This is a genomic window from Nonomuraea sp. NPDC049152 (assembly GCF_040648355.1).
In the GTDB taxonomy this organism is placed as follows: domain Bacteria; phylum Actinomycetota; class Actinomycetes; order Streptosporangiales; family Streptosporangiaceae; genus Nonomuraea.
Window position 1 is genome coordinate 549,076 of sequence record NZ_JBEZDO010000002.1, and the last position, 20,852, is coordinate 569,927.

Consider the following 20,852-nt stretch of genomic DNA (forward strand, 5'->3'; position numbering starts at 1 on the left):
CGCACCACCCCGCGCGGGGCGTCGGCGTCTCCGCTTCCGCGGCGTCTTGCTTCCGTACGGCGCCCTGCCTCCCGTACGGCGTCTTCGCTTCCGTACGGTGCCTTCCCTCCCGTACGGCAAGCCGGGCCCGGCCCACCGTGGTCACCGGGTGGCCGCCCGTCCATCACGCGTACTCCAGCGGGACTTCGGTTCCCGCCGCGACGTCGCCCGTACCGGCGACCCTCGTATCGGCCTCAGGAGATCTTGGACGACGGCACCGACCAGGTGTCGCACGCCGAAGGCGAGACCGCCGCGTACCCCCGCTTGAGCCAGGACACGCGACTGGCCCCCGACCCGTGGCTGCGCGGCCCCTCGGGGTCGTCCCCGCTGGCCCTGACGGCGTCGACCAGGGCCGTCCAGTCCTGCGCCGAGCGGCCGCCGAGCGAGCGCCACACGCTGCCGGCGAACACCCCGGACAGGCAGTCGGCCTGGAGCTCGTAGCGGCGGCCCAGCTCGGCCTGGTCGCCCCGGCGGGCGCGTATCAGTTTCTCGTAGGCGGCCCTGATGCCCGCCTGCTGTTGCACGTGGTGGCCGTACTCGTGGGCGGCGACCTTCAACGGGTACAGGTCGGTGCGCCCGTCGATCCACTGCCCTTCGAGGGGGAAGACGAGGGTGGCCCGGTCGGTGCAGTAGAACGCCGCCGCGCCGCCGGGCCAGCGCACCCCGCAGACCCGGTCCATGGGCTCTTCGACGTAGAGGACCTTGGGCCGGCTGTAGGTCAGCCTCGCCCTCCCGAAGTGCGCCGACCACCCCTTGTCCAGGCACTTCGTGATCGCGAGCAGGTACTCCTTCGGGCGCGGGATGCCGCCGGAGACGAGCGGCGGCTCAGGGCAGGAGGCGGCGCGCAACCTGCCGGTCCGGTAGAGCGAGCCTCCCGGCGCACCGAGGGGGACGGCGCCAGGGGGGACCGCTCTGGACGCGACGACTCTGGTGGCGACGGAGTTGGGTGAGGGGGCGCCTTGGGTGGCGGGGCCTGAGGTGATGGGTCTGGCGGTGACGGACCTGGGTGAGGCGGGGGCTGAGGTGATGGAGCGTGCGGTGACGGAGGGAGAGACCACTTCGGAACGGGCCGAGCTGGAGGTGGGCGGTCCGAGGAGGGGCAGGGCGGGGGCGGCGGGCGTGGCGGCCGTCAGGAGGGTGGCGGCGAAGGTGGTGGCCGAGAGGAGGGGGAGTCGCACGATCATGCAGCATAGAGCCCATGACTCCTGAGGCTTTGGTCCTGTTATTGGCTGGTTTGGCGGTATTTGTGGGGGCGATCGTCCAAGGCGCCGTCGGCTTCGGGCTGGGCCTGGTCGCCGCGCCCGTCGTGACGATGCTCGACCCCGGCCTCATGCCGGGCTCGATCCAGGTGGTCAACGCCACGTTGCCGCTGTTCACCCTGGCCGTCGAGTGGCGCAGGATCGACTGGCGAGGCCTCGGGTTCGCCGTTCTCGGCCGCCTGCCCGGCAGCGCGATCGGCGCGCTGATCGTCGTCTACGTCTCCACCCGGACGCTCGGGGTGTTCGTCGGCGTCATGGTCCTGATCGCCGTCGCGCTGACCGCCCGCGCCGTCGCCGTGCGGAGGAACGGGTGGACGGTCACGGCGGCCGGTTTCACCTCCGGCATCACCGGCACCGCCACCGGCATCGGCGGGCCGCCGGTGGCGCTGGTCTACCAGAACGCCAGGGCCCGCAGATCCGCGCGACGCTGGCCGCCTTCTTCTTCCTCGGCGCCACCCAGTCGCTGATCATCCTCTGGCTCGTCGACCGCCTGCCCTCCAGGGCGCCGGCGTCGGGGGCGCTGCTGATCCCGTTCCCGGTCGCGGGCTTCCTCGTCTCGGGCCCGCTGCGCCGCTATCTCGACGGGAGCGGGGTCAGGGGCGCCGTCCTCGCCGTGGCCGCCCTTTCCGCCCTGGCGTTTGTCCCGTTCAGGCGAAGATGTCCTCTCGCCCTGTCGTAGACCTGTGAGATGTCAGGTTAGTTCGAACGACGGTTGCCAGGACTGTTCGGAATGACCTTGCATTTTCGGTGAGAGCCCCTGCTCTGAAGCGGGGGCGCTTTCTGCATTTTGGACGGCCCTGGCGTTGTCTGGCAGAAGCCAGTGCGGAACGTGGCGATGTTTTCTGAATTCTTGGCGGGCTTTGCGCTGGCGCTCCAACTCGTGGAAGCTCAGTCTCCCGGTCGGCGTGCCGTCCACGGTGCGACCTCGCGTGTGAGGGAAGGTGGCGCCGGGTTCGACCTGCTCGGAACCGACAACTCCGGCCAGCCACCGCTCAAGCACGTAGGAGTCCCAAATGCCCATCCCTGTGCGGCCCAAGAGCTGGTTGAGTTGCTTGGCCACGGGTTCGACCTCGGGTGTGAACTCGTCGCCCGAACTGATGATCTTCTCTGCGGACAGGCGCCAGGCGGGAGAGAGGAAGAGTTCAGTGATCTGGACGGCCTCTGGGTAGAACGCTGCGATGAACAGCGGCCCATCAAACGACTGGGAGCGCACGCCAAGCCGCTCCATCCGGACCAGCCGCTCAAGCCGAACCCACGCGTCGGCCAAGTCCACGCGAGTCTCCACGCCGTCCGCCGTCACGTACGCGAATTCGAAGTCGCACGCTAACGCAGGATCCCCACCAGCCACAGGAGTTGTCATGATCGTCATCTTCCTTTGTCAGGCTGCTCCCCGGTGCAGGGTTAACCCGGACATTGCGCGATCGTTGGCAATGTACGTCCGTGTTGGGCGCGGAGAAGATGGGCTTTGACCCACACTGGTGAAGTTACGTGGTCACCGGTGTGACGGGTTGGCCGAGGCGCGGGCCAGCCAGGTCAGGCCCATGGCCTGTGCCCACGCGGCCGCTATTAGAAGAAAACGCGTAGCCGGCTGCCACCAGGGAAGCCCCGCGTCATAGCCGGGCGCGTCGTAGATGCCGGCCTGCACGGGGTTGAGCAAGGCCAGTGCGAGGATGGGCAGATAGGGTACGGCGACGACCCAGGCCGCTGTCAGGAGGCTGGTCCGGCCGCGGCCGCGCAGCCGGAGGAGAAGAGCGCCGATGACGATCAGCGCGACGCCCACCAGCCCCGCCCCGAGGGTGATCCACCAGGTCATCATCCACGCGTTCTCGGCCACAGAGCTCATCTCATCGGTCAGCGGGACACTCCCCTCCCACTCCGGCCCCCGACGCAGCGCTTCTTCACCCATCCGGATGGCCCTGTAGTTGAGTGCCGCGTACACCGGCGCCAGCGCCAACCCCAGCGCCAGCAGGACAAGACCTTTCCTGACATTGATCACCACCAAAGCATCCTGTTTTCCCTTCCCGCCTGACAACCCGGCGACGGCCCTGGGCCTGCCCACGGCGTCACCGAGAGTGGGTCAGAGCCTTTCATTCCAGCCGCGCCTCACTGAGATTCCACCCGCGTTCAGCAGCTCCCCGGTGCAGGGTTAACCCGGACGTTGCACGATCGTTGGCAATGTACGTCCGGACGCGGCAAGGTTCGCGTACACACGACAGCGTTTGTCCGTTCCAGATGATGTTGGCGGATGGGGCAGGGTTTGACCTGCGGCACGACACCTCGATCCGGACGGTTTCGAGGGAAGCCGTTCAGGTTTTCTTGTCAGTCGGGAGAGGATGTCTGTGAGGGGTCAACCGTCCACAAACGATCTTTCAGCCATGAAAGATCAAGTAGCGGTGCTCAGTCTCGGTGCCTGCCTATGCAGGCGTCGTGGGCAGCGCCACCAGCTATCGACCACGACTCCTGGTCAGCAGTTCAGGGCGCGGCGGCAGGCCTCCATAAACTCCGGACGATTGCGAGCCAGCTCGCCCAGTGCGAACAGGATGACCGCCCCGGAAATGAGCACCACGGAAGTTCCGGAATAGACGGCGACGGCCGGGCAACTACCCGTGAACCCGAGTCTGTCGACGACCAGCGAGGAAGCATGGAAGGGGGGCAGACCAAGTAAGCCAGAAAGGGGCACGCCGCAGGTCAGGGGTCATTCCGGCGCTTGAGAGGTGACCGCAGTGCTGGTCTTCCGGTAGCGGGCGGTCCGGTCCTCATGTGCGGACCGTGCGGTACGGCTGCACGCGGGGACCGGAAGACCCGCGCCGTGGCCAAGACGGCCCTGCACCGGCTGCTGTCGCGCCGTGACATCCCGCTCCGGGAGAAGACCCTGTGGCGGATGCTCTACGAAACAGCCGCCCGAGCAACGGAGATTCTCGCGCTCAACGTCGAAGACCTCGACCTGGACAACCGGCGCGCCCCCGTCACCTCCAAGGGCGGCGCGATCGAGTGGGTGTACTGGGACAGCGGGACCGCCCACCTGTTGCCCCGCCTGCTGCGCCTGCCGGACGGCACCTCACGCACCCGCGGTCCGCTGTTCCTGTCCGAGCGTCGCCCGGTCCCTGCCCGCCGCCCCGCCGCGAAAGACATCTGCCCGCACACGGGCCGGGCCCGGCTCGGCTACGACCGCGCCCGCGTGCTGCTCGACACCTACGCCGGACTCGACCTCCACCAACTCCGGCACAGCGCCGCCACCCATCTCGGCGACGCCGAGGTCCCACTCCAGCTCATCATGGGCAAGACCCGGCACAAGAACCCCCGCACCGCCATGCGCTACGTCAAACCCGGCGCCGAGGCCATCGCGGCCGTCACTACCCACCTCGCGCCGCCCCGCCGTACCCACTGACCAGCTCTTTTCCTGGAGAGAAGGGGGCACTGCCCCTTTCAGGCGTACTTGGTCTGCCCCCCTGGAACGGGAGGAGTGGCGCGGTGGCGGCGACGGTCAAGCAGAGCGCCGCAAGCCAGGTGAGTCGTGCCGGGTTGCGCCCGAGAGACGGCTGCCCTTGGAGGAACGATCGAAAGAGCCGATACAGCAGGACGCCCGCCGCAAACGCGCAGATACCCATCAGAAGGTCATCGCCGTGTGAGGCGACCTGCTCGGCGACGGTGGAGTTCGCTGCCAGCAGCGTGCCACCCCCAATTTTGTACAAGGCGCCTGCCGCTGAGATGTCCGAGCCCATCGACACCTCAAGAGGAAGCTTGTCGGGTATGTCCCGGCAATGCACGGCCACGACTCCGTGCGCCTGTCCAGCGCCTTTGATCGCAGACGCCAGTCCCCAGATCGCCGCAGCGATTCCCGCCAGCAGAGGCCGGCGAACCACCCCACAAGCGCGCGACTCACGCGATCTCCCCGGCCATCGCATCCATCCCGTTCGCCCGCGAACACGACTTCGTCAAGGTCGAGCTGCTTCGCGTGGCGGTGCACTGGCGGCCTGGCGTCTGCCGGCGAGGTAGACGGTGATCACAAAGACGGCCAGGGCTGCACACACCACGACGATCCCCTGCGTGACGCCGGTACTGGATCCCTCCGCCCACCACGACCACATCGCTACAAAGAGAACGCCCATCAGCACAACGGGAAGAAAGACGGGGGCGAGCAGCACGATGCTCCTGCGTCCCCGCGGGGATCGTGCGGCCATCCCACAGATGATCGCCGTCAGACAGGGCGGAACCAGCATCCCCGACAGAAGTCCCCCGGCTGGCCACAGTTGACTGGTTGTGATGGCCCCCAGAACGATGGCGAACCAGATCAGGATTCTGCGTCGGCCAACTAGTTGCACTCCGAGCTGTGGACGGGTGGTGCCCGTCAGGAGTACGGCCACGGCCACGTACGGAAGGAGGAGCAGCCCAAGAGGGAGCAGCTGACTGAAACGCCAGCTGTATGAATTCGGAATGATCATGTCTGCGCCGAACCAGGTGGCCCATGCCCAAGCCAGGCCGGCCGCGATCCACCTGTAATCATGCCAGGCGAGCACCGTGACCACGACGTAGACCAGTAGCCCGAGCGTCTGCTCGACGACGGTGCCCGTCGATAGCACCCCTGGCTCCGGTCCTCGCTGGATATACCGCCCAATGTCTCGGACAGCCGCGGGGAACTGCTGGATCAGCAGTACCAGCGGTCCGAGGACGGCGGCGACGCGGGCCGCATCGCGCCACCACATCAGAGATTGCGGACTGATGGGTCGGCGTAAGCGAATGGCGGCCGCTCCACCGATCAGGTCGGCCACGTCTTGCGGATGCGGAGGGCGGCGGCCGGGCTCCGCCGCCGCCATGAGCACGCCGAGCATCTCCTCCTCGTGCCTGGCTCGGTGATCGCGAGGGTAGAGGCGGAGAAGCCGGCGGTAGTGGCGTTCCAGGTCGCTCACGCGGTCCCTCCGGCCTGGTGGGTACGCAGCCGGGTGACCGCCGTTCGGGCGTTGCGCTGCAGTCGCGCCGCCTCCGCGGCCAGGCGCCGGCTACCTTCCTCGGTGAGCCGGTAGTAGCGGCGAAGCCGCCCGTCGACGATCTCCTCCCGGTCTTCGGCGATCAGCCCCTCGGCCTGCAGCCGGTCCAGGGCGGCGTACAGGGTGCCGGCCCTCAGCCGAATCTCACCCTGGGAGATGCGCTCGACGTCGGTGATGATGCCGTAGCCATGCTGGGGCTCGTGTGCCAGCGAGGTCAGGATGAGGAACGAAGGCTCCTGTAATGCGCGTAACTTAGACACAGGATCTTTATATACCGATAGTCGGCATATGGGAAGGGCGAAGGAGCTGACTCCCACATCCTCGGCGAAGCCGCGTAGCAGCGCCTCCACGCCAGCATCATCCTGAAACGGCTCCATACCGCTGACCGTCTAGGGAACGGCTTTGAACCGGTCCATGGTGCGTTGACTTTGCCAGATCGCGCCGGCGAAGTGTTCCATCTGGGTGCTCCACTCCCTAATGACGACCGGGTGGACCGTGCGATGGTGCAGGATCACCTGGCCGGGGCGCCGCTTGCGGGAGAACCACAAAACGGCCTTGTCGTGGCGCTCGCGGTTGGCCCGGGTGACAGTCGTGTCCAGGTGGCCAGGCCGGCGATGCCCGGGAGCGGCGGCGAACGTGGTCGGGGGCGGGCTGGGCGGCCGCCAGCAGTCCTGCTCGATCCAGGACGCGCTGAAGGTCTCCTGCTCGGTGTTCTTCGGGATGAAGACGAACGAGCGGACGTTCCGGACGGCCTGGTTGAGAGCCATGCCGGGGTTGTCGTCGGGGTCCTGTTCCCAGAGATGGGCGCAGATCATGAAGGCGGTCAGGACGGCGTCGTAGGCGGCGGCCCAGCCGTGGCGGCGGACCAGGCGGAGATGTTGCCGTTGGGCGGTGACGATGTCAGGGAAGATCTCCAGGTTTGGTCCGGGATGGTTGATGTCGGGCGGTCCGATCCAGTACTGGTGCCGGGTGCAGACGTAGCGGTGGTGCGGGAAGATGCGGAACACCGGGCCGCCGGGGTAGTGGGCGTCGCAGCGGGGGCAGTCGATCTGCGGGATGTGACGGAACGCTTCCCAGGTTGGGGGCGGGTCGCGGAGCTCGAGTAACGCGCCGGCCAGATGGCTGGGCGGGCGGCCGGTGAGCGCGGAGAGCTGGTGGATGTCGATGGTTCGCCGGGCCGGGCTGGGCGTGGGGACGCTGACTCGTTTCCAGAGTTCGTCGCCGTCCAGGCCGTGCAGTGCGGCCAGGCGAGCGAGGTAGGAGGCGCTGGTTTCGTGCCGTGCCGGTGGGACCGCGATCGGCAGCGTGCGTGGTCGCATCAGCTTGCGGCGTCGGCGGCCGCGCGGGCGGCGCGAGCGCGGGCGGGGATGTGCGGCTGGGACGCGGCGCGTTCGGCGGCGTAGTCGACCGGGACGACGTCCAGGAGCTCCTGGGTGATGCGTTCGGTGCCGGTCTCGATGGCCAAGATGACTGCTCCGCGCACCAGCTGGGACAGGCTGCCGATCATTCCGCCGCTGCGCCGGTAGAGGTATTCGGCGAAGGCGACCAGGGCGCCGGCGGGCTGGTCGTGTAGGCGCAGCAGGCTCTCCAAGGTGGCGATCAGTGAGCGCCAGGTCTCGCGCTGCTCGGCGGTGCCGTAGGCGAACGGGGCGGCGGGGATGACGGTGAATCGTCCGGCGATCTGACGGCCCCGCACCCCGGCGAACAGACCTTGGGCTTCGACGTCGATGCCCGCGTAGACGAACGTGGCCGGCAGCCGTTCGGCGAAGTACTTCAACTGGTCCGACACCTCGGCGCCGGTGCGGGTGGCGATGCTGATGTTGTGGATCTCATCGACACAAACCAGTCCGACATGGGTGTGCGCGGCCGTGTGGCAGACCGCGTTGACGATGTCGGTGATGTTGGCGCGGGAGGGCAGTTCCAGCCCGAGGAAGCGGGCGAACTCGACCGCGACCATCCGGGCGGTCGCCGCTGGCGGGACGGTGACGTAGATGACCGGCAGACGGTGCCGGTCACTGCGGTGGCGTTTGCGGATGTGACGTTCGTGCGTGCGGCCCAGCTGGGTCAGCGCGGTGGTCTTCCCAGTGCCGGACGCGCCAGAGATGATGACGCCGCGCCGCGCCGACACCTGCCGCCGGTTCAGCTGGACCAGCAACCGGCTGGTGTTGATGACCTGCCGGATCGTCGGGGTGTTCACCAACGGCAGGTCGCCGTGGTAGTCGCGGCGAGCCTCGTCATAGGCGGCGCGTTCCCGACGTGACAGCGCCAGCAGCTGGTCGGGGGCGAGCAGCACCGGCGGGGTCGGCTGGTAGTCGACGAAGATCCGCCAGCCCTCCTTGGTGGTCAGCGGCGCATCCGGAGGAACCTCATCGTCGCCTCCGCCGGTGGCATCGGAAAAGGCCGGCCAGGGGTCGAAACCGCGCGTCATATCCACCTTTCCGCTTCCGCTTCCGCATCGAAGATCCCCAGCGGGACCACCGTGCCGGTCAGCGCCTCGCCGGACTCCTCGACCGCCTCGGGCAGCTCGGGCGGCTGCCCGCCGGCGGGCTCCAGCGCTGGAGGGCGGTGAGCGGCCGCGGCGACGCGCGTGCGGGCCACGATGCGCGCCCCGGCACCGTCGAGAAGCCCAGCCCCGTCGTCGGCCGGGCCGGCCTGGGCTCGGGTCAGCAACGCGTCCAGGACCCGGGCCACCACGGTCTCATTGGTGTCGTCCAGCCCGGCTTCGGCGGCCAGGTGGCGGGCGTAGCGCCAGGTGAAATCCGCGAACGGCGCGGCGACCATCGGTAGGTGCGTCCACGGCGCGCTTACCCAGCCGTCCGGCGTGCGTACGAACACCTGCGACAGGTCGTAGGGGTCGTAGTGGATCTCCCATAGGCCGTTCTTGGCGGCCACCCCCGAGTGCTGCAACCGCCACGGGCCCAGCTCGGGGCAGTCGTAGGTGCGGTAGTCGATCTGGATCCCGTAGGCGTTGATCTTCTGCCACTTCACCGGCAGCAGCTCCAGATAGTCCTCACCCGACAGCACCAGCGGCAGGTAGCCCGCCGCGGCGACCAGCGCGGCGTAGCGCTCGTTGGGCGACATCGCCCGGCGCGGCGCGAACGGATCGCGCAGCGCGTCGTGCGGGCGATGCTGCCAGCCTGCGATCAGCCACTCATCCAACAGATCCTGCAGCTGCGGGACGGTCCAGGCCGCCTCCACCGCAGAGCCACGCAGCGTCGGATTGGACCCGGTGTAACCCGCGACATGCTGACAAAACAGCGAGTTGATCGACCCTAGCGTCGCCTCGACGATCGCCTTGTCGGTCGGCGTGCCCGGACGGCATGGCTGCACCGAGACGCCCAGCCGCTCACACGCCTGGACGAAGGTGTGCGAGACGAACACCTTGCCCTGGTCGATCACGATGGTGTCCGGCACGATCACCGGCCGGGCGGCCGCCATCTCCATCCGCGCATCGATGTCGACCAGGCGCTGATGCGGCAGCTGGGAGGAGGCCATCCGCAGCGCGTTCGACCAGCCCGGCCGCATCGGCTCGGGCACCAGCATCCGGGCCAGCAGAAGTGCGGCGTCGACTGCTTTGGTGCCCACCGGTCGTAGCACCGCCGCGCAGATGGTGCGTGTGGCGACGTCGACCGCGATCGTCAAATCCGCCCGGACCGGCAGCCCGGTGTCGGCCAGCACCATCACGTCGATCGGCGTGGAGTCGATCTGCACCTGCTCGCCCGGGCGGGCCGCCAGCGTCGGTGTGAACGCCCCGGCGGGCCGGTTGGCCGTCTGCCGTCGCGTCACCGCCGAGCCGAAGGTGTGCCGTCCGGTGGCCAACCGGTCGATCAGCTTGTAAAAGGTACTGCGGCCTGGCAACGGCACCACCCCGGGACCGTGGGTGTCCTCCACCGTTTTGACCACCCGGCGGATCAACCGCGACCGCGTCCCGGTCGAGGTGTGCGTCTCGGCGTCCAGCACCTCCTGGATCGCCGCGACCAGGCGGGCATCGGCTCGCCCGGTCGGCTCCCCGGCCCTGACGGCCCGCTGATCCACCAACCCCCACAGCCCCTGCTGTTGGTACCGCGCCCGCATCCGCTCCACCGTCCGCGCGCTCACCCCCAGCTCGGCCGCCTTGCTCGTGATGCGCTGCACCAGCGAACGCGCCACAGGGTCGTACTCGGGCCGCGGCTCCGCCTCCGGCCCTGCCTCCAGCGGCAGCCCCGTCTCGACCTCCACCACATGCCGCTGCCACTGCTTGGCGGCGGCGAGCACATCGTCGGGCAGCCCTTCCAGCAGCCCCATCGGCTCGATCGCCGGAAGCGGTGCGCCGTCCACGAGGCCGAACCCGGGCGATGCCATCAAGTACGACGCCAGCACCACCGACTCGGCGCCATCGCTGGAGCGCAACCGCACCGACGTACCCGCCAGTGCCACGACCTGGTGCTCACCGCCGTCAAAATGCACCCAGTCGCCGGGCCGCAGCACCGCACCCATCAGACCTCCCGCCCGGTCGCCGAAATGTGCGTCAGCGGATGCAACGGCACCGACAGATCCGCCGCCAGCTGGTGCCGCCACAGCAGGTGAAACAGCACCGGTAGCACCGCGATCGGATCACTCACCGACTGTGCGCCGGCCATCAACTCCGCCGGCTCGGTGAAGGCCGCCAACAGCGCGGCGGCGACGTCCTCGCGTGCATGCCGTGGATGCCGATATCCCGACAGCCACCGCACGTTCGCAGCCACGACCCCATCCACCGCGCCCACGACGTGGTAGTCCCATCCCAGCCGCTCGCACGCCCGCCGAGTGGCCTCGAACTTCACCGCATCCCGCGGCTTGATCCGCTCCAGCGGCCGGCAGTCCACCACCACCGCCGAACCGTCCGCGCGCCGGGCGAAATAGTCCGGCGCATGCGAGCGCACCTTGCCCTCCGCGGTCGACCACGACAGCCAAAACGGCTGGGAGGAGATCCCGACGACCGCAGGGTCGAAGTCCAGCAGCATCAGATGATCGCGTTCCAGCCAGGACTCATAACCGACGTGTCCGCCGACGGTCGCCGACCACCACAACCCCGGAAAGTTCCGCTGCCCCTTGTAAGAGACGAACGCCCGCGCCGGCGCCACCGCCTCGAACCGCATCCTGCCCACCTCGTTGAGCGGGACGCGCTGCAGCCCGCCGCCCTCAGCGACGTACCGAACCTCGAACTCCCCGTCCCGGGGAGGCACATCCATCCCGCCGGCCAGCGCGCGCAGAGCCGTCATGGCTGAGCATTCCGCACCACCAAGATCGGAGCCGAAAGCCGAATCCGACAATTCAAGCTGGACACCGACACGAGCACCGACAACAACACGCGGACACCGACAGCTTCATCTGCAACCGACAGCGTTGATCGCACAGACCTTGATCGGTTAACGGGGCGTTTCTGGATTGTTACCCGCCACAACAAACTCGCCCGGTTGGGGGTCTTCCAAAGCAGGCCGCCCGCGGAATACGTTGCCGCAAACAACATTCACCGGGTAGGGCAGGCGCCGCCGTACCGCGGGTGGATCCAACCCCCCGTCCATTCCCCAGAAAGGACCTTGCACCATGCGCAAGGGGATCCTCAGCCTGACCGCCGTGGCAGCGGCGACCACCCTCGGTCTCACCGCGTGCGGGGGCGACAGCGGTGGCACCACCCAGGCCAGTCCTGCCCAGTCCAGCGCGGCGCCCGCCTCCAGCGCGGCCGCCACGGGCAAGATCGGCGTCATCCTCCCCGACAGCAAGTCCTCGGCCAGGTGGGAGACCGCCGACCGCAAGTACCTGGAAGAGGCCTTCAAGGCCGCCGGCGTCGCCTACGACATCCAGAACGCCCAGGGCGACAAGAACGCCTTCCAGACGATCGCCGACCAGATGATCACCAACGGCGCGACCGTGCTGATGATCGTGAACCTGGACTCGGGCACCGGCAAGGCCGTGCTCAGCAAGGCCAAGTCGCAGGGCGTGGCCACGATCGACTACGACAGGCTCACGCTCGGCGGCGGCGCCGCCTACTACGTGAGCTTCGACAACACCAAGGTCGGCACCCTGCAGGGCGAGGGCCTGTCCAAGTGCCTGACCGACAAGAAGGCCGACAAGCCGATCGTCGCCTACCTCAACGGCTCGCCGACCGACAACAACGCCACGCTGTTCAAGCAGGGCTACGACGGCGTGCTCAAGCCGAAGTTCGACGCGGGCGAGTACGTCAAGGGCCCGGACGAGTCGGTGCCCGACTGGGACAACGCCAAGGCCGGCACGCTTTTCGAGCAGATGCTCACCGGCGAGTCGAAGATCGCCGGCGTGCTCGCGGCCAACGACGGCCTCGGCAACGCCGCCATCACCGTGCTGAAGAAGAACAACCTCAACGGCAAGGTGCCGGTCACCGGCCAGGACGCCACCGTCCAGGGCCTGCAGAACATCCTCGCGGGCGACCAGTGCATGACCGTCTACAAGGCGATCAAGAAGGAGGCCGACGCGGCCGCCGCGCTGGCCGTCTCCCTGGCCAAGGGCGAGAAGCCCGCCGCCACGGGCAGCGTCAAGGACACCGAGAGCGGACAGGACGTTCCCGCCGTGCTGCTCGACCCCCAGGCGATCTTCTTCGACAGCGTCAAGGACGTCGTGGCCGACGGCTTCGTCACCAAGGACGAGCTCTGCAAGGGCGAGTTCGCCAGCAAGTGCACCGAGGCCGGAATCCAGTAACACGCGGCCAGGGGTACGGCCGGCGACGGCCGTACCCCTGCGGAGGACGCAGAATATGAACCCCGTTCTTGAAGTCCGAGGGATCGACAAGAGCTTCGGTCCCGTGCAGGTCCTGCACGACGTCGCCTTCTCCGCCTACCCCGGCGAGGTGACCGCGCTGGTCGGCGACAACGGCGCAGGAAAGTCCACCCTGGTCAAGTGCATCGGCGGGATCCACCCGATCGACGCGGGCGACTACTACTTCGACGGCAAGCAGGTGCAGGTCAGCGGCCCGCGCGACGCCGGCGAGCTGGGCATCGAGATCGTCTACCAGGATCTCGCGCTCTGCGACAACCTCGACATCGTCCAGAACATGTTCCTGGGCAGGGAGCGCAGGAGCGGCCTGGTGCTCGACGAGGCCACGATGGAGGAGATGGCCCAGCAGACCCTCTCCAGCCTGTCGGTCAGGACCGTCAAGTCCATCAGGCAGCAGGTCTCCAGCCTGTCGGGCGGCCAGCGGCAGACCGTCGCCATCGCCAAGGCCGTGCTGTGGAACAGCAAGGTCGTCATCCTCGACGAGCCCACGGCGGCGCTCGGCGTGGCACAGACGGGCCAGGTGCTCGAACTGGTCCGCAGGCTCGCCGACAAGGGCCTCGCCGTCGTGCTGATCTCGCACAACATGAACGACGTCTTCGCCGTCTCCGACCGGATCGCGGCCCTCTACCTCGGGCGGATGGCCGCCCAGGTCAAGACCTCCGACGTGACCCACGCGCAGGTCGTCGAACTGATCACCGCAGGCCGCAGCGGAGACCTGGGCCTCAAGAACGGGGTCTCGGCATGAGCAAGATCCTCACCAGCGAACCCGCCGAGGACGGGGCGATCGTCACCGCGGCGCGCCAGCCCTCGGTCGGCAACAGCGCCCGTGCCTACCTGGAGCGGGTCCGCGGCGGCGACATGGGCGCCCTGCCCGCCGTGCTCGGCCTGGTCGTCCTCTGCACCGTCTTCACCGTGCTCAAGCCGGTCTTCCTCACCCCCGTCAACTTCGCCAACCTCTTCCAGCAGGGCGGCCAGGTCACCGTCATCGCGATGGGGCTGGTCTTCGTGCTGCTGATCGGCGAGATCGACCTGTCGGCCGGTTTCGCCAGCGGCCTGTGCGCGGCCGTGCTGGCCGTCTCGCTCACCAACATGGGCCTGCCGTGGTACGTCTGCGTGCTGGCGGCCATCCTCACCGGCGTCGTCATCGGCCTCGTGCTCGGCGTGCTGGTGGCCAAGCTCGGCATCCCCTCCTTCATCGTCACGCTCGCCGGCTTCCTCGCCTTCCAGGGCGTCCTGCTGGCGATCCTCGAAGAGGGCACCAACATCTCCATCCGTGACGAGACCATCCTCGCCATCGCCAACAAGAACCTGCCCGCGGCGCTGGGCTGGGGCCTGTGGCTGGTCGGCGTCGGCGGCTACGCGGCCGTCCAGGTCGTCAGGTCGGTCAAGCGCGGCAGGCGCGGCCTGGTGGCCGACCCGGTCTCGCTGATCGCCGCCAGGGTCGCCACCCTCGCGGTGCTCGCGGGCGTCGCCGTCTTCGTGCTCAACATGGAGCGCAGCCGCAACCCCGCGGTGGCGTCGCTGAGCGGCGTGCCGATCGTCGTCCCGATCGTGCTGGCCCTGCTGGTCGTCTGGACGTTCGTGCTCAGCAGGACCCGCTTCGGCCGCCACCTCTACGCGGTCGGCGGCAACGCGGAGGCCTCCCGCAGGGCCGGCATCAACGTCGACCGGATCAAGGTCAGCGCCTTCGTCATCTGCTCGGCGATCGCCGCCGTCGGGGGGATCATCGCCGCCTCGCGCGGCGCGTCCGTCGACCCGAACACCGGCGGCAGCCAGGTCCTCCTGTACGCCGTGGGCGCGGCCGTCATCGGCGGGACCAGCCTGTTCGGCGGCAAGGGCAGGGTCCTGGACGCCGTCCTCGGCGGGGCCGTCATCGCGGTCATCGACAACGGCATGGGCCTGCTGGGGTTCGCCTCCAGCGAGAAGTTCATGGTGACCGGCTCGGTGCTGCTGCTGGCGGCGGGGGTCGACGCCCTCGCACGTCGTAGGGCCGCCGCCGCTGGTCTAAGGTGATCAGCGACTTCGGCACTGCAAAGGATTTACGGACGATGCGAGCGGGCCCCTCTCAGGAGGAGATCAGGCGCCACAACCTGGGCGCCCTGCTCCGCCATGTCCATCTCGGAGGGCCCACCTCGCGTGCCGAACTGACCTCGAGGATGGGCCTGAACCGCAGCACGATCATGGCGCTGACCTCCGACCTGACCGCGGCAGGCCTGGTGCGAGAGGAGCTGCCGCGCGAGACGGGCCGCGCGGGCAGGCCGTCCCTGGTGGTGCGGCCCGAATCGTCGCGGGTCTACGTCTTCGCCTTCGACCTGGGCCCCGACCGGCTGGTCGCCGCCCGCGTCGGCCTCGGCGGCGTGATCCTCGACCGGCGCGAGGCCGTACGGCGGCGCGGCGCCTTCGACCTCGACGAGGTCGTGGGCGCGCTGGCGGGCTTCGCCAGGCAGATGCACCGCAAGACCCGCGCCGACACCGTCTGCGTCGGCGCGGCCGCCGCGGTCGCCGGCGGGGTCCGCAAGAGCGACGGCGTCGTCAGGTACGGGCCCAACCTGCTGGCCGTGGACGTGCCGTTCGGCGAGGCGCTGAGCAAGAAGCTGGCCCTAGGGCTTCCGGTCACCGTCGGCAACGACGCCAACCTGGGGGCGCTGGCCGAGCACACCAGAGGCGTGGGCGCGGCCGTGCGAGACCTCATCTACCTGCACGGCGACGTCGGTGTGGGCGGGGGCGTCATCGCGGGCGGTCACCTGCTCGGCGGCCACGAGGGCTTCGGCGGCGAGGTCGGCCACATGGTCGTCCACCCCGGCGGGCGCCTGTGCGGGTGCGGCTCCCACGGCTGCCTGGAGGCGGAGGTGGGGGAGCGGGCGCTGCTCGAAGCGGCGGGCAGGGCCCCCGACGGCCTGGCCGAGGGACCGCTCGGCCGCGACGCGGTCAGGGCCGTCGTCGACGCGGCCGACAGGGGCGACATCGTCGCGCAGGACGCGCTGAGCCGGGTGGGCGACTGGCTCGGCCTCGGCGTGGCCAACCTGGTCAACATCTTCAACCCCGAGATGGTGGTCTTCGGCGGGATGCTGCGCGAGATCTACCTCGGCGCGGCCGCCCAGGTGCGCAGCCGCCTCGCCCTCGACGCGCTGCCCGCCCACAGGGAGAAGCTGCGGCTGCGCACCTCGGCGCTGGCCGACGACGCCACGCTCGTCGGCGCGGCCGAGCTGGCCTTCGCGCACGTGCTCGCCGACCCGCTGGAGGCGCTGGCCAGGGCCGGCGGCTGACCGGCCCCTCACATGACGATGGCCGCGACCGGGACCGATCGCGGACATCGAAGGCAGGGGATCAGGAGACGCGGGCCTTGGGAGCCGCGAAGGTGTTGCAGGCGTTCGGCGACTCGGCGTCGAAGCCCTTCTGCAGCCAGTAGGCGATGTTGGCGGGCTTGCCGTGGATGCCGTCGTCGAACCCGGCCTGTGCGACCTTCACGATGTACTTGAAGTCGAAGTCACGACGGCCCAGCGAGTGCCACACGCTGCCGATGAAGGAGGCGGAGAAGCACTCGGCCTGCAGCTCGATCCTGCGCGACTCGTCGTAGATGCGCTTCTTGCTCTTGCCCTTGACCCGGTCGACGACGTCGAGCATGCCGGTCAGCTCCTGGATGTGGTGACCGTACTCGTGGGCCACGACCTCCATGAGGAACAGCTCGGTCGGCTCGGACAGGATGTAGGGGTCGAGCAGGACCGTCATCTTCCGCTCGGGCGGGCAGTAGAGTGCCTGCGCGCCGGCGGGGAACTTGCCGCACTTGCCCACCGGCTGGCCCGGCTTGCTCACGATCGCGAACTTCGGCTTGACGAACGGGATCTTCGCCTTGGCCAGCTGCTTGCTCCACGACCGGTTGAGGCAGTCGAGCACGAACTCCAGGTAGACCTTGGCGCCGTCCAGCGAGTCGCGCTGGACCGGCTGCTCCTCGCACTCCTTGAGCTCCATCGCCCCGGTCTTGTAGACCTTGTTGTCGGTCAGGACAGGGGGGAAGCCGGAGGTCCCGGCGGCGGCCGTGCCGGCGAACAGCAGGCTCGCGAGGACACCGGAAAGCACGGCGAATAAGGGGGAACGCATAGTCACAGGACTTTAGACCACTGAACGGCCGCCCCGGTAGGCGCGGCCGTTCAGCGGACGTAGTACGTCGAAAGGGACTAGGAGACGTACCTGGCGGGCGAGGTCCAGGTGTTGCACGCGGCAGGGGCTCCGTAGTTCCAGCCGCGCTGCATCCAGCGGGCCTGGTTGGCGCTGGAGCCGTGGTCGTTCTGCGGCCAGATGGAGGCGCCCTTCTCGCCGAACCAGTCGATGATCTGCTGGTAGTAGGCCTCGTCGACGGGCAGCGAGTCCTTGACGGACTTCATGAAGACCGCCGACATGCACTCGGCCTGCAGCTCGAGGCGGCGGGAGTAGGCGAGCTTGGCGGACTTGCTCGCGCGCCAGCTCGCCTGGGCGTACCAGGGCATGATGCCGGCGACCTGCTGCACGTGGTGGCCGTACTCATGAGCCATCAGGCGGCCGATGCCGACCGGCGACGGGTTGCGCAGCTCCGCCTTGGTGATCAACATGTACATGGTCTTGTCGGAGGAGCAGTAGACGCCGGAGGCGCCCGTCAGCCACCTGCCGCAAGCGGTGTTGCGCTTCGTGGTGATGATCCGCAGCCTCGGCTTGGAGAACGGCATCCTCGCCTGCCTGAACTCCGAGGCCCAGGACCGGTTGAGACAATTGGTGAACGCCTGGAGGAAGTGCTTGTAGGCGGCCGTGCTGCCGCGCTGGATCTCTCCGACGGCACAGTTGCCCGCGAGCGTCCCGGTCTTGTACAGCGGGCTGCTCGTCGCGGCGGCCTTCCCTCTCGGGGGCGCGGCCTGGGTGGCCTGGGCGGCGGCCTGGGGCGCCGTGGCCTCCCGGGCGGTCGTGGGAGAGGCCTCGGCGACGCCTGCCGTACCCACACCCATCAGAGCAAGAACCAGTCCGGCCGACACAAGGGACGAGAGTTTCCTAAGGGGGACAGTGTTCATAGTGGGTCAACCCTAGGCCAAGATCGGACAAATCAGGGTCCATTTGACTCCGTGGAGTCATCTTCTGCTCCACGAACTAGACTCGATCCGTTGACGAGTGGATGAGGGGATGATTCCGTGAGCGGGCTGCTGGCCTCGATCAAGGGACCGCACGACGTCAAACGGCTGGCAGTGGAGGACCTGCCACGGCTCGCCCAGGAGGTTCGAGACCTCCTCGTCGACTCGTGCGCGAGGAACGGCGGGCATCTCGGGCCCAACCTGGGCGTCGTGGAGCTGACCATCGCGCTCCATCGGGTGTTCGACTCCCCGAGCGATCCGATCATCTGGGACACCGGCCACCAGTCCTACGTGCACAAGATGCTCACCGGGCGCGCGGACGGCTTCGACGCGCTCAAGCAGGAAGGCGGCCTGTCCGGCTACCCGAGCCAGGCCGAGTCCCCGCACGACTTCGTGGAGAACTCCCACGCCTCCACCGCGCTGTCGTACGCCGACGGCCTGGCCAAGGCGTTCAAGCTGCGCGGCGAGCGCGGGCGCGTCGCGGTCGCGGTCATCGGCGACGGCGCGCTCACCGGCGGCATGGCGTGGGAGGCGCTCAACAACATCGCGGCCGTCAGGGACCTGCCCTGCGTCATCGTGGTCAACGACAACGGGCGCTCCTACTCGCCGACCATCGGCGGCCTGGCCTCGCATCTGGCCAAGCTCAGGGTCGACCGCCGCTACGAGGACATGCTCGAGTTCGTCAAGGACAAGATCGGGAACGTTCCGGTCGTCTACGACGCCCTCCACGGCATCAAGAAGGGCCTGAAGGACGTCCTGGCGCCGCAGGTGATGTTCGAGGACCTCGGCATGAAGTACGTCGGCCCCATCGACGGCCATGACGAGCAGGCCGTGGAGGAGGCGCTGCGCAAGGCGCGCGGCTTCGGCGGCCCCGTCATCGTCCACGTCCTCACCCAGAAGGGCCGCGGCTACGCGCCCGCCGAGAACCACGACGAGGACCAGTTCCACTCTCCCGGCGCCTTCGACAGGCACACCGGCGTGGAGAAGCCCAAGGGGCGCATCTGGACCAACGTGTTCAGCGAGGAGCTCGTCGCGCTCGGCAAGGAGCGTGACGACCTGGTCGCGATCACCGCCGCCATGCTCCACCCGACCGGGCTCAACGGTTTCGCCGACGCCTACCCCGACCGCACCTACGACGTCGGCATCGCCGAGCAGCACGCGCTGACCAGCGCCGCCGGCCTCGCGCTCGGCGGGCTCCACCCCGTCGTCGCCGTCTACGCCACCTTCCTCAACCGCGCCTTCGACCAGCTGCTGATGGACGTCGCCCTGCACAGGCTGCCCGTCACGGTCGTCCTCGACAGGGCGGGCGTCACCGGCGACGACGGCGCCAGCCACAACGGCATGTGGGACCTGTCGATCCTGCAGGTCGTCCCCGGGCTGCGGATCGCGGTGCCGCGCGACGGCGAGCGGCTGACCGAGCTGCTGCGCGAGGCCGTGGCCGTCGACGACGCGCCGACCGTGCTGCGCTTCCCCAAGGGGCCCGTCGCCGAGACGGTCGAGGCGATCGGCAGGCTCGGCGAGATGGACGTGCTGCGCGCGGGCGAGCCCGACGTGCTCCTCGTCGCCGTCGGCCCCATGGCGCACGTCGCGCTGGAGGCGGCCGTCCTGCTCGACGCGCAGGGCATCTCCGCCACCGTCGTCGACCCGCGCTGGGTCAAGCCGCTCGACGAGGCGCTCGTGCGGGCCGCATCCGCCCACAAGCTCGTGGCCGTCGTCGAGGACAACGGCAGGGTCGGCGGCGTCGGCGACGCGGTCGCCCGCCTGCTGCGCGACAACGACGTCGACGTGCCCGTGCGCACGTTCGGCATCCCGCAGCGCTTCCTCGACCACGCCAAGCGGCCGAAGATCCTCGGCTACGCGGGCCTCACAGGGCAGGATCTCGCCCGCGACGTCACCGAGGCGGTCGCGCGGCGGAGCCCGGCTCTCGAGAGGCAGCCCGCCCAGCAGTGACCACCCGGTGGACCACGGCGGAGACCGTCACGATGACGAGCGCCGCCACGGCCGCCACCGGCAGCAGCAGCTCGGCGTGCTCGCGGACGACCCCGCCCGCGAGCGCGCCGATCGTCACGTAGGTGCTCACCCACGCGGTGCCGCCGACGACCGCCCATGGCATGAACCTCCTGTTCGGCATGCCGAGCGCCCCCGCCACCGCCGGGGTGAGCGCGTGCACCACGGGCAGGTAGTAGGCCAGGGCCAGCGCCCAGCCGCTGCGCTCGAACAACTCCTCGGCGCGCCGCCAGCGCTCCTCGCCCACCCTGCGGCCCAGCCTGCCGTGGCGCAGGCGGGAGCCGAGCGTCCGGCCCAGCCAGTGGCCGCCTGACGCGCCCGTCACGCAGGCCAGCACGCCCGCGGCGATGAGCGCGACGGCCTCGGACGGCGTGTCGGCGGTCGTGCCGGCGACGATCAGCAGCGCGTCGCCGGGGACGATCAGGCCGATGCCGGCGGAGGCGTCCAAGGTGAGGAAGGTCAGCATGAGGGGCCACACCAGGAGCAGGTCCTGGGCGGCCAGAGCGTCGAGCAGGTCCCCGAACATGCCCCCCAGCCTGCTGGCGCGCCCCTCTCGCCCCATCCGGGCCGAACCCCGGACGCACCCGGAGATCCTCCGGCCACTAGGAGGACCCCGTCCGGCCCTCAGGGCGCCCCCCGAACCCGGCGGTCACCCTCCCTGTCACTCCTGGTGTGCGGAGCCGAAGACCCGCGCTCCGGGC

At 69.2% G+C, this 20,852-nt stretch carries 19 protein-coding genes; 7 read left to right on the plus strand and 12 right to left on the minus strand.

Annotation, left to right across the window (positions count from 1 at the left end; genetic code table 11):
- Positions 1-233 precede the first annotated feature (233 nt).
- Positions 234-1,217, minus strand: a complete 984-nt coding sequence (locus AB0B45_RS06320) for a neutral zinc metallopeptidase (protein WP_358126168.1) — start codon at positions 1,215-1,217, stop codon at positions 234-236.
- Between the two features lie 56 nt (positions 1,218-1,273).
- Here AB0B45_RS06320 and AB0B45_RS06325 point away from each other — a divergent pair, with 56 nt between their 5' ends.
- Positions 1,274-1,765: a sulfite exporter TauE/SafE family protein gene (locus tag AB0B45_RS06325; protein WP_358126171.1), complete on the plus strand. Its 492-nt coding sequence runs from the start codon at positions 1,274-1,276 to the stop codon at positions 1,763-1,765.
- Between the two features lie 224 nt (positions 1,766-1,989).
- Here the strand turns inward: AB0B45_RS06325 and AB0B45_RS06330 are convergent, their stop codons facing one another.
- Together AB0B45_RS06330 and AB0B45_RS06335 are read right to left on the minus strand one after the other, a co-directional pair.
- Complete coding sequence (locus AB0B45_RS06330; protein WP_358126174.1) at positions 1,990-2,658, minus strand: hypothetical protein; 669 nt, start codon at positions 2,656-2,658, stop codon at positions 1,990-1,992.
- Between the two features lie 132 nt (positions 2,659-2,790).
- On the minus strand, positions 2,791-3,297 hold the full coding sequence (locus AB0B45_RS06335; protein WP_358126177.1) for a hypothetical protein: 507 nt from the start codon (positions 3,295-3,297) through the stop codon (positions 2,791-2,793).
- An 810-nt stretch (positions 3,298-4,107) separates the two neighbouring features.
- On the opposite strand from AB0B45_RS06335, the gene AB0B45_RS06340 reads away from it, so the two are divergent.
- Positions 4,108-4,686, plus strand: coding sequence for a site-specific integrase (locus tag AB0B45_RS06340; protein ID WP_358126180.1), 579 nt, complete (start codon positions 4,108-4,110; stop codon positions 4,684-4,686).
- A gap of 547 nt (positions 4,687-5,233) precedes the next feature.
- Here the strand turns inward: AB0B45_RS06340 and AB0B45_RS06345 are convergent.
- The 6 genes from AB0B45_RS06345 to AB0B45_RS06370 form a co-directional block, all read right to left on the minus strand.
- Complete coding sequence (locus AB0B45_RS06345; RefSeq protein ID WP_358126183.1) at positions 5,234-6,205, minus strand: hypothetical protein; 972 nt, start codon at positions 6,203-6,205, stop codon at positions 5,234-5,236.
- A complete protein-coding gene (locus AB0B45_RS06350) occupies positions 6,202-6,543 on the minus strand; it encodes a helix-turn-helix transcriptional regulator (protein WP_358126186.1) in 342 nt (113 codons plus the stop codon). The genes AB0B45_RS06345 and AB0B45_RS06350 overlap by 4 nt, the downstream gene beginning before the upstream one ends.
- 129 nt (positions 6,544-6,672) lie before the next feature.
- A complete protein-coding gene (locus tag AB0B45_RS06355) occupies positions 6,673-7,602 on the minus strand; it encodes a TniQ family protein (RefSeq protein ID WP_358126189.1) in 930 nt (309 codons plus the stop codon).
- On the minus strand, positions 7,602-8,711 hold the full coding sequence (locus tag AB0B45_RS06360) for a TniB family NTP-binding protein (RefSeq protein ID WP_358126192.1): 1,110 nt from the start codon (positions 8,709-8,711) through the stop codon (positions 7,602-7,604). Before AB0B45_RS06360 ends, AB0B45_RS06355 begins: the two co-directional genes overlap by 1 nt.
- Positions 8,708-10,759, minus strand: coding sequence for a Mu transposase C-terminal domain-containing protein (locus AB0B45_RS06365; protein WP_358126194.1), 2,052 nt, complete (start codon positions 10,757-10,759; stop codon positions 8,708-8,710). Before AB0B45_RS06365 ends, AB0B45_RS06360 begins: the two co-directional genes overlap by 4 nt.
- A complete protein-coding gene (locus tag AB0B45_RS06370) occupies positions 10,759-11,523 on the minus strand; it encodes a TnsA-like heteromeric transposase endonuclease subunit (protein WP_358126197.1) in 765 nt (254 codons plus the stop codon). The genes AB0B45_RS06365 and AB0B45_RS06370 overlap by 1 nt, the downstream gene beginning before the upstream one ends.
- 325 nt (positions 11,524-11,848) lie before the next feature.
- Here AB0B45_RS06370 and AB0B45_RS06375 point away from each other — a divergent pair, with 325 nt between their 5' ends.
- From AB0B45_RS06375 to AB0B45_RS06390, 4 genes are read left to right on the plus strand one after another with little or no spacing between them, the layout of a single operon-like run.
- Positions 11,849-12,976 carry a substrate-binding domain-containing protein gene (locus AB0B45_RS06375; RefSeq protein WP_358126200.1) on the plus strand — a complete coding sequence of 376 codons (1,128 nt, stop codon included), beginning with the start codon at positions 11,849-11,851 and terminating at the stop codon, positions 12,974-12,976.
- Between the two features lie 55 nt (positions 12,977-13,031).
- The gene (locus tag AB0B45_RS06380; RefSeq protein ID WP_358126203.1) at positions 13,032-13,796 is read left to right on the plus strand and encodes an ATP-binding cassette domain-containing protein; all 765 of its coding nucleotides are present in this window, start codon (positions 13,032-13,034) and stop codon (positions 13,794-13,796) included.
- The gene (locus AB0B45_RS06385) at positions 13,793-15,064 is read left to right on the plus strand and encodes an ABC transporter permease (RefSeq protein ID WP_358126206.1); all 1,272 of its coding nucleotides are present in this window, start codon (positions 13,793-13,795) and stop codon (positions 15,062-15,064) included. Before AB0B45_RS06380 ends, AB0B45_RS06385 begins: the two co-directional genes overlap by 4 nt.
- A gap of 35 nt (positions 15,065-15,099) precedes the next feature.
- Positions 15,100-16,317 (plus strand): ROK family transcriptional regulator, encoded by a 1,218-nt coding sequence (locus tag AB0B45_RS06390; protein ID WP_358126209.1) that lies wholly within the window; start codon positions 15,100-15,102, stop codon positions 16,315-16,317.
- Positions 16,318-16,378: 61 nt separating this feature from the next.
- Here AB0B45_RS06390 and AB0B45_RS06395 read toward each other — a convergent pair whose 3' ends face one another.
- Positions 16,379-17,149, minus strand: coding sequence for a neutral zinc metallopeptidase (locus AB0B45_RS06395; RefSeq protein ID WP_358126212.1), 771 nt, complete (start codon positions 17,147-17,149; stop codon positions 16,379-16,381).
- A gap of 77 nt (positions 17,150-17,226) precedes the next feature.
- A complete protein-coding gene (locus tag AB0B45_RS06400; RefSeq protein WP_358126215.1) occupies positions 17,227-18,018 on the minus strand; it encodes a neutral zinc metallopeptidase in 792 nt (263 codons plus the stop codon).
- Between the two features lie 195 nt (positions 18,019-18,213).
- On the opposite strand from AB0B45_RS06400, the gene dxs reads away from it, so the two are divergent.
- Positions 18,214-20,094, plus strand: coding sequence for a 1-deoxy-D-xylulose-5-phosphate synthase (gene dxs / locus AB0B45_RS06405; protein WP_358126275.1), 1,881 nt, complete (start codon positions 18,214-18,216; stop codon positions 20,092-20,094).
- Here dxs and AB0B45_RS06410 read toward each other — a convergent pair.
- The gene (locus AB0B45_RS06410) at positions 20,036-20,677 is read right to left on the minus strand and encodes a DedA family protein (RefSeq protein WP_358126218.1); all 642 of its coding nucleotides are present in this window, start codon (positions 20,675-20,677) and stop codon (positions 20,036-20,038) included. The two genes, dxs and AB0B45_RS06410, sit on opposite strands and share 59 nt — an antisense overlap.
- Between the last annotated feature and the right edge of the window lie 175 nt (positions 20,678-20,852).

Excerpts from the sequence above, each read along its gene's own strand:
- AB0B45_RS06330 (WP_358126174.1), bottom strand. The coding sequence starts at position 2,658 with ATGACAACTCCTGTGGCTGGTGGGGATCCTGCGTTAGCGTGCGACTTC.
- AB0B45_RS06355 (WP_358126189.1), bottom strand. The coding sequence starts at position 7,602 with ATGCGACCACGCACGCTGCCGATCGCGGTCCCACCGGCACGGCACGAA.
- AB0B45_RS06360 (WP_358126192.1), bottom strand. The coding sequence starts at position 8,711 with ATGACGCGCGGTTTCGACCCCTGGCCGGCCTTTTCCGATGCCACCGGC.
- AB0B45_RS06365 (WP_358126194.1), bottom strand. The coding sequence starts at position 10,759 with ATGGGTGCGGTGCTGCGGCCCGGCGACTGGGTGCATTTTGACGGCGGT.
- AB0B45_RS06370 (WP_358126197.1), bottom strand. The coding sequence starts at position 11,523 with ATGACGGCTCTGCGCGCGCTGGCCGGCGGGATGGATGTGCCTCCCCGG.
- AB0B45_RS06375 (WP_358126200.1), top strand. The coding sequence starts at position 11,849 with ATGCGCAAGGGGATCCTCAGCCTGACCGCCGTGGCAGCGGCGACCACC.
- AB0B45_RS06380 (WP_358126203.1), top strand. The coding sequence starts at position 13,032 with ATGAACCCCGTTCTTGAAGTCCGAGGGATCGACAAGAGCTTCGGTCCC.
- AB0B45_RS06385 (WP_358126206.1), top strand. The coding sequence starts at position 13,793 with ATGAGCAAGATCCTCACCAGCGAACCCGCCGAGGACGGGGCGATCGTC.
- AB0B45_RS06390 (WP_358126209.1), top strand. The coding sequence starts at position 15,100 with ATGCGAGCGGGCCCCTCTCAGGAGGAGATCAGGCGCCACAACCTGGGC.
- AB0B45_RS06395 (WP_358126212.1), bottom strand. The coding sequence starts at position 17,149 with ATGCGTTCCCCCTTATTCGCCGTGCTTTCCGGTGTCCTCGCGAGCCTG.
- AB0B45_RS06410 (WP_358126218.1), bottom strand. The coding sequence starts at position 20,677 with ATGTTCGGGGACCTGCTCGACGCTCTGGCCGCCCAGGACCTGCTCCTG.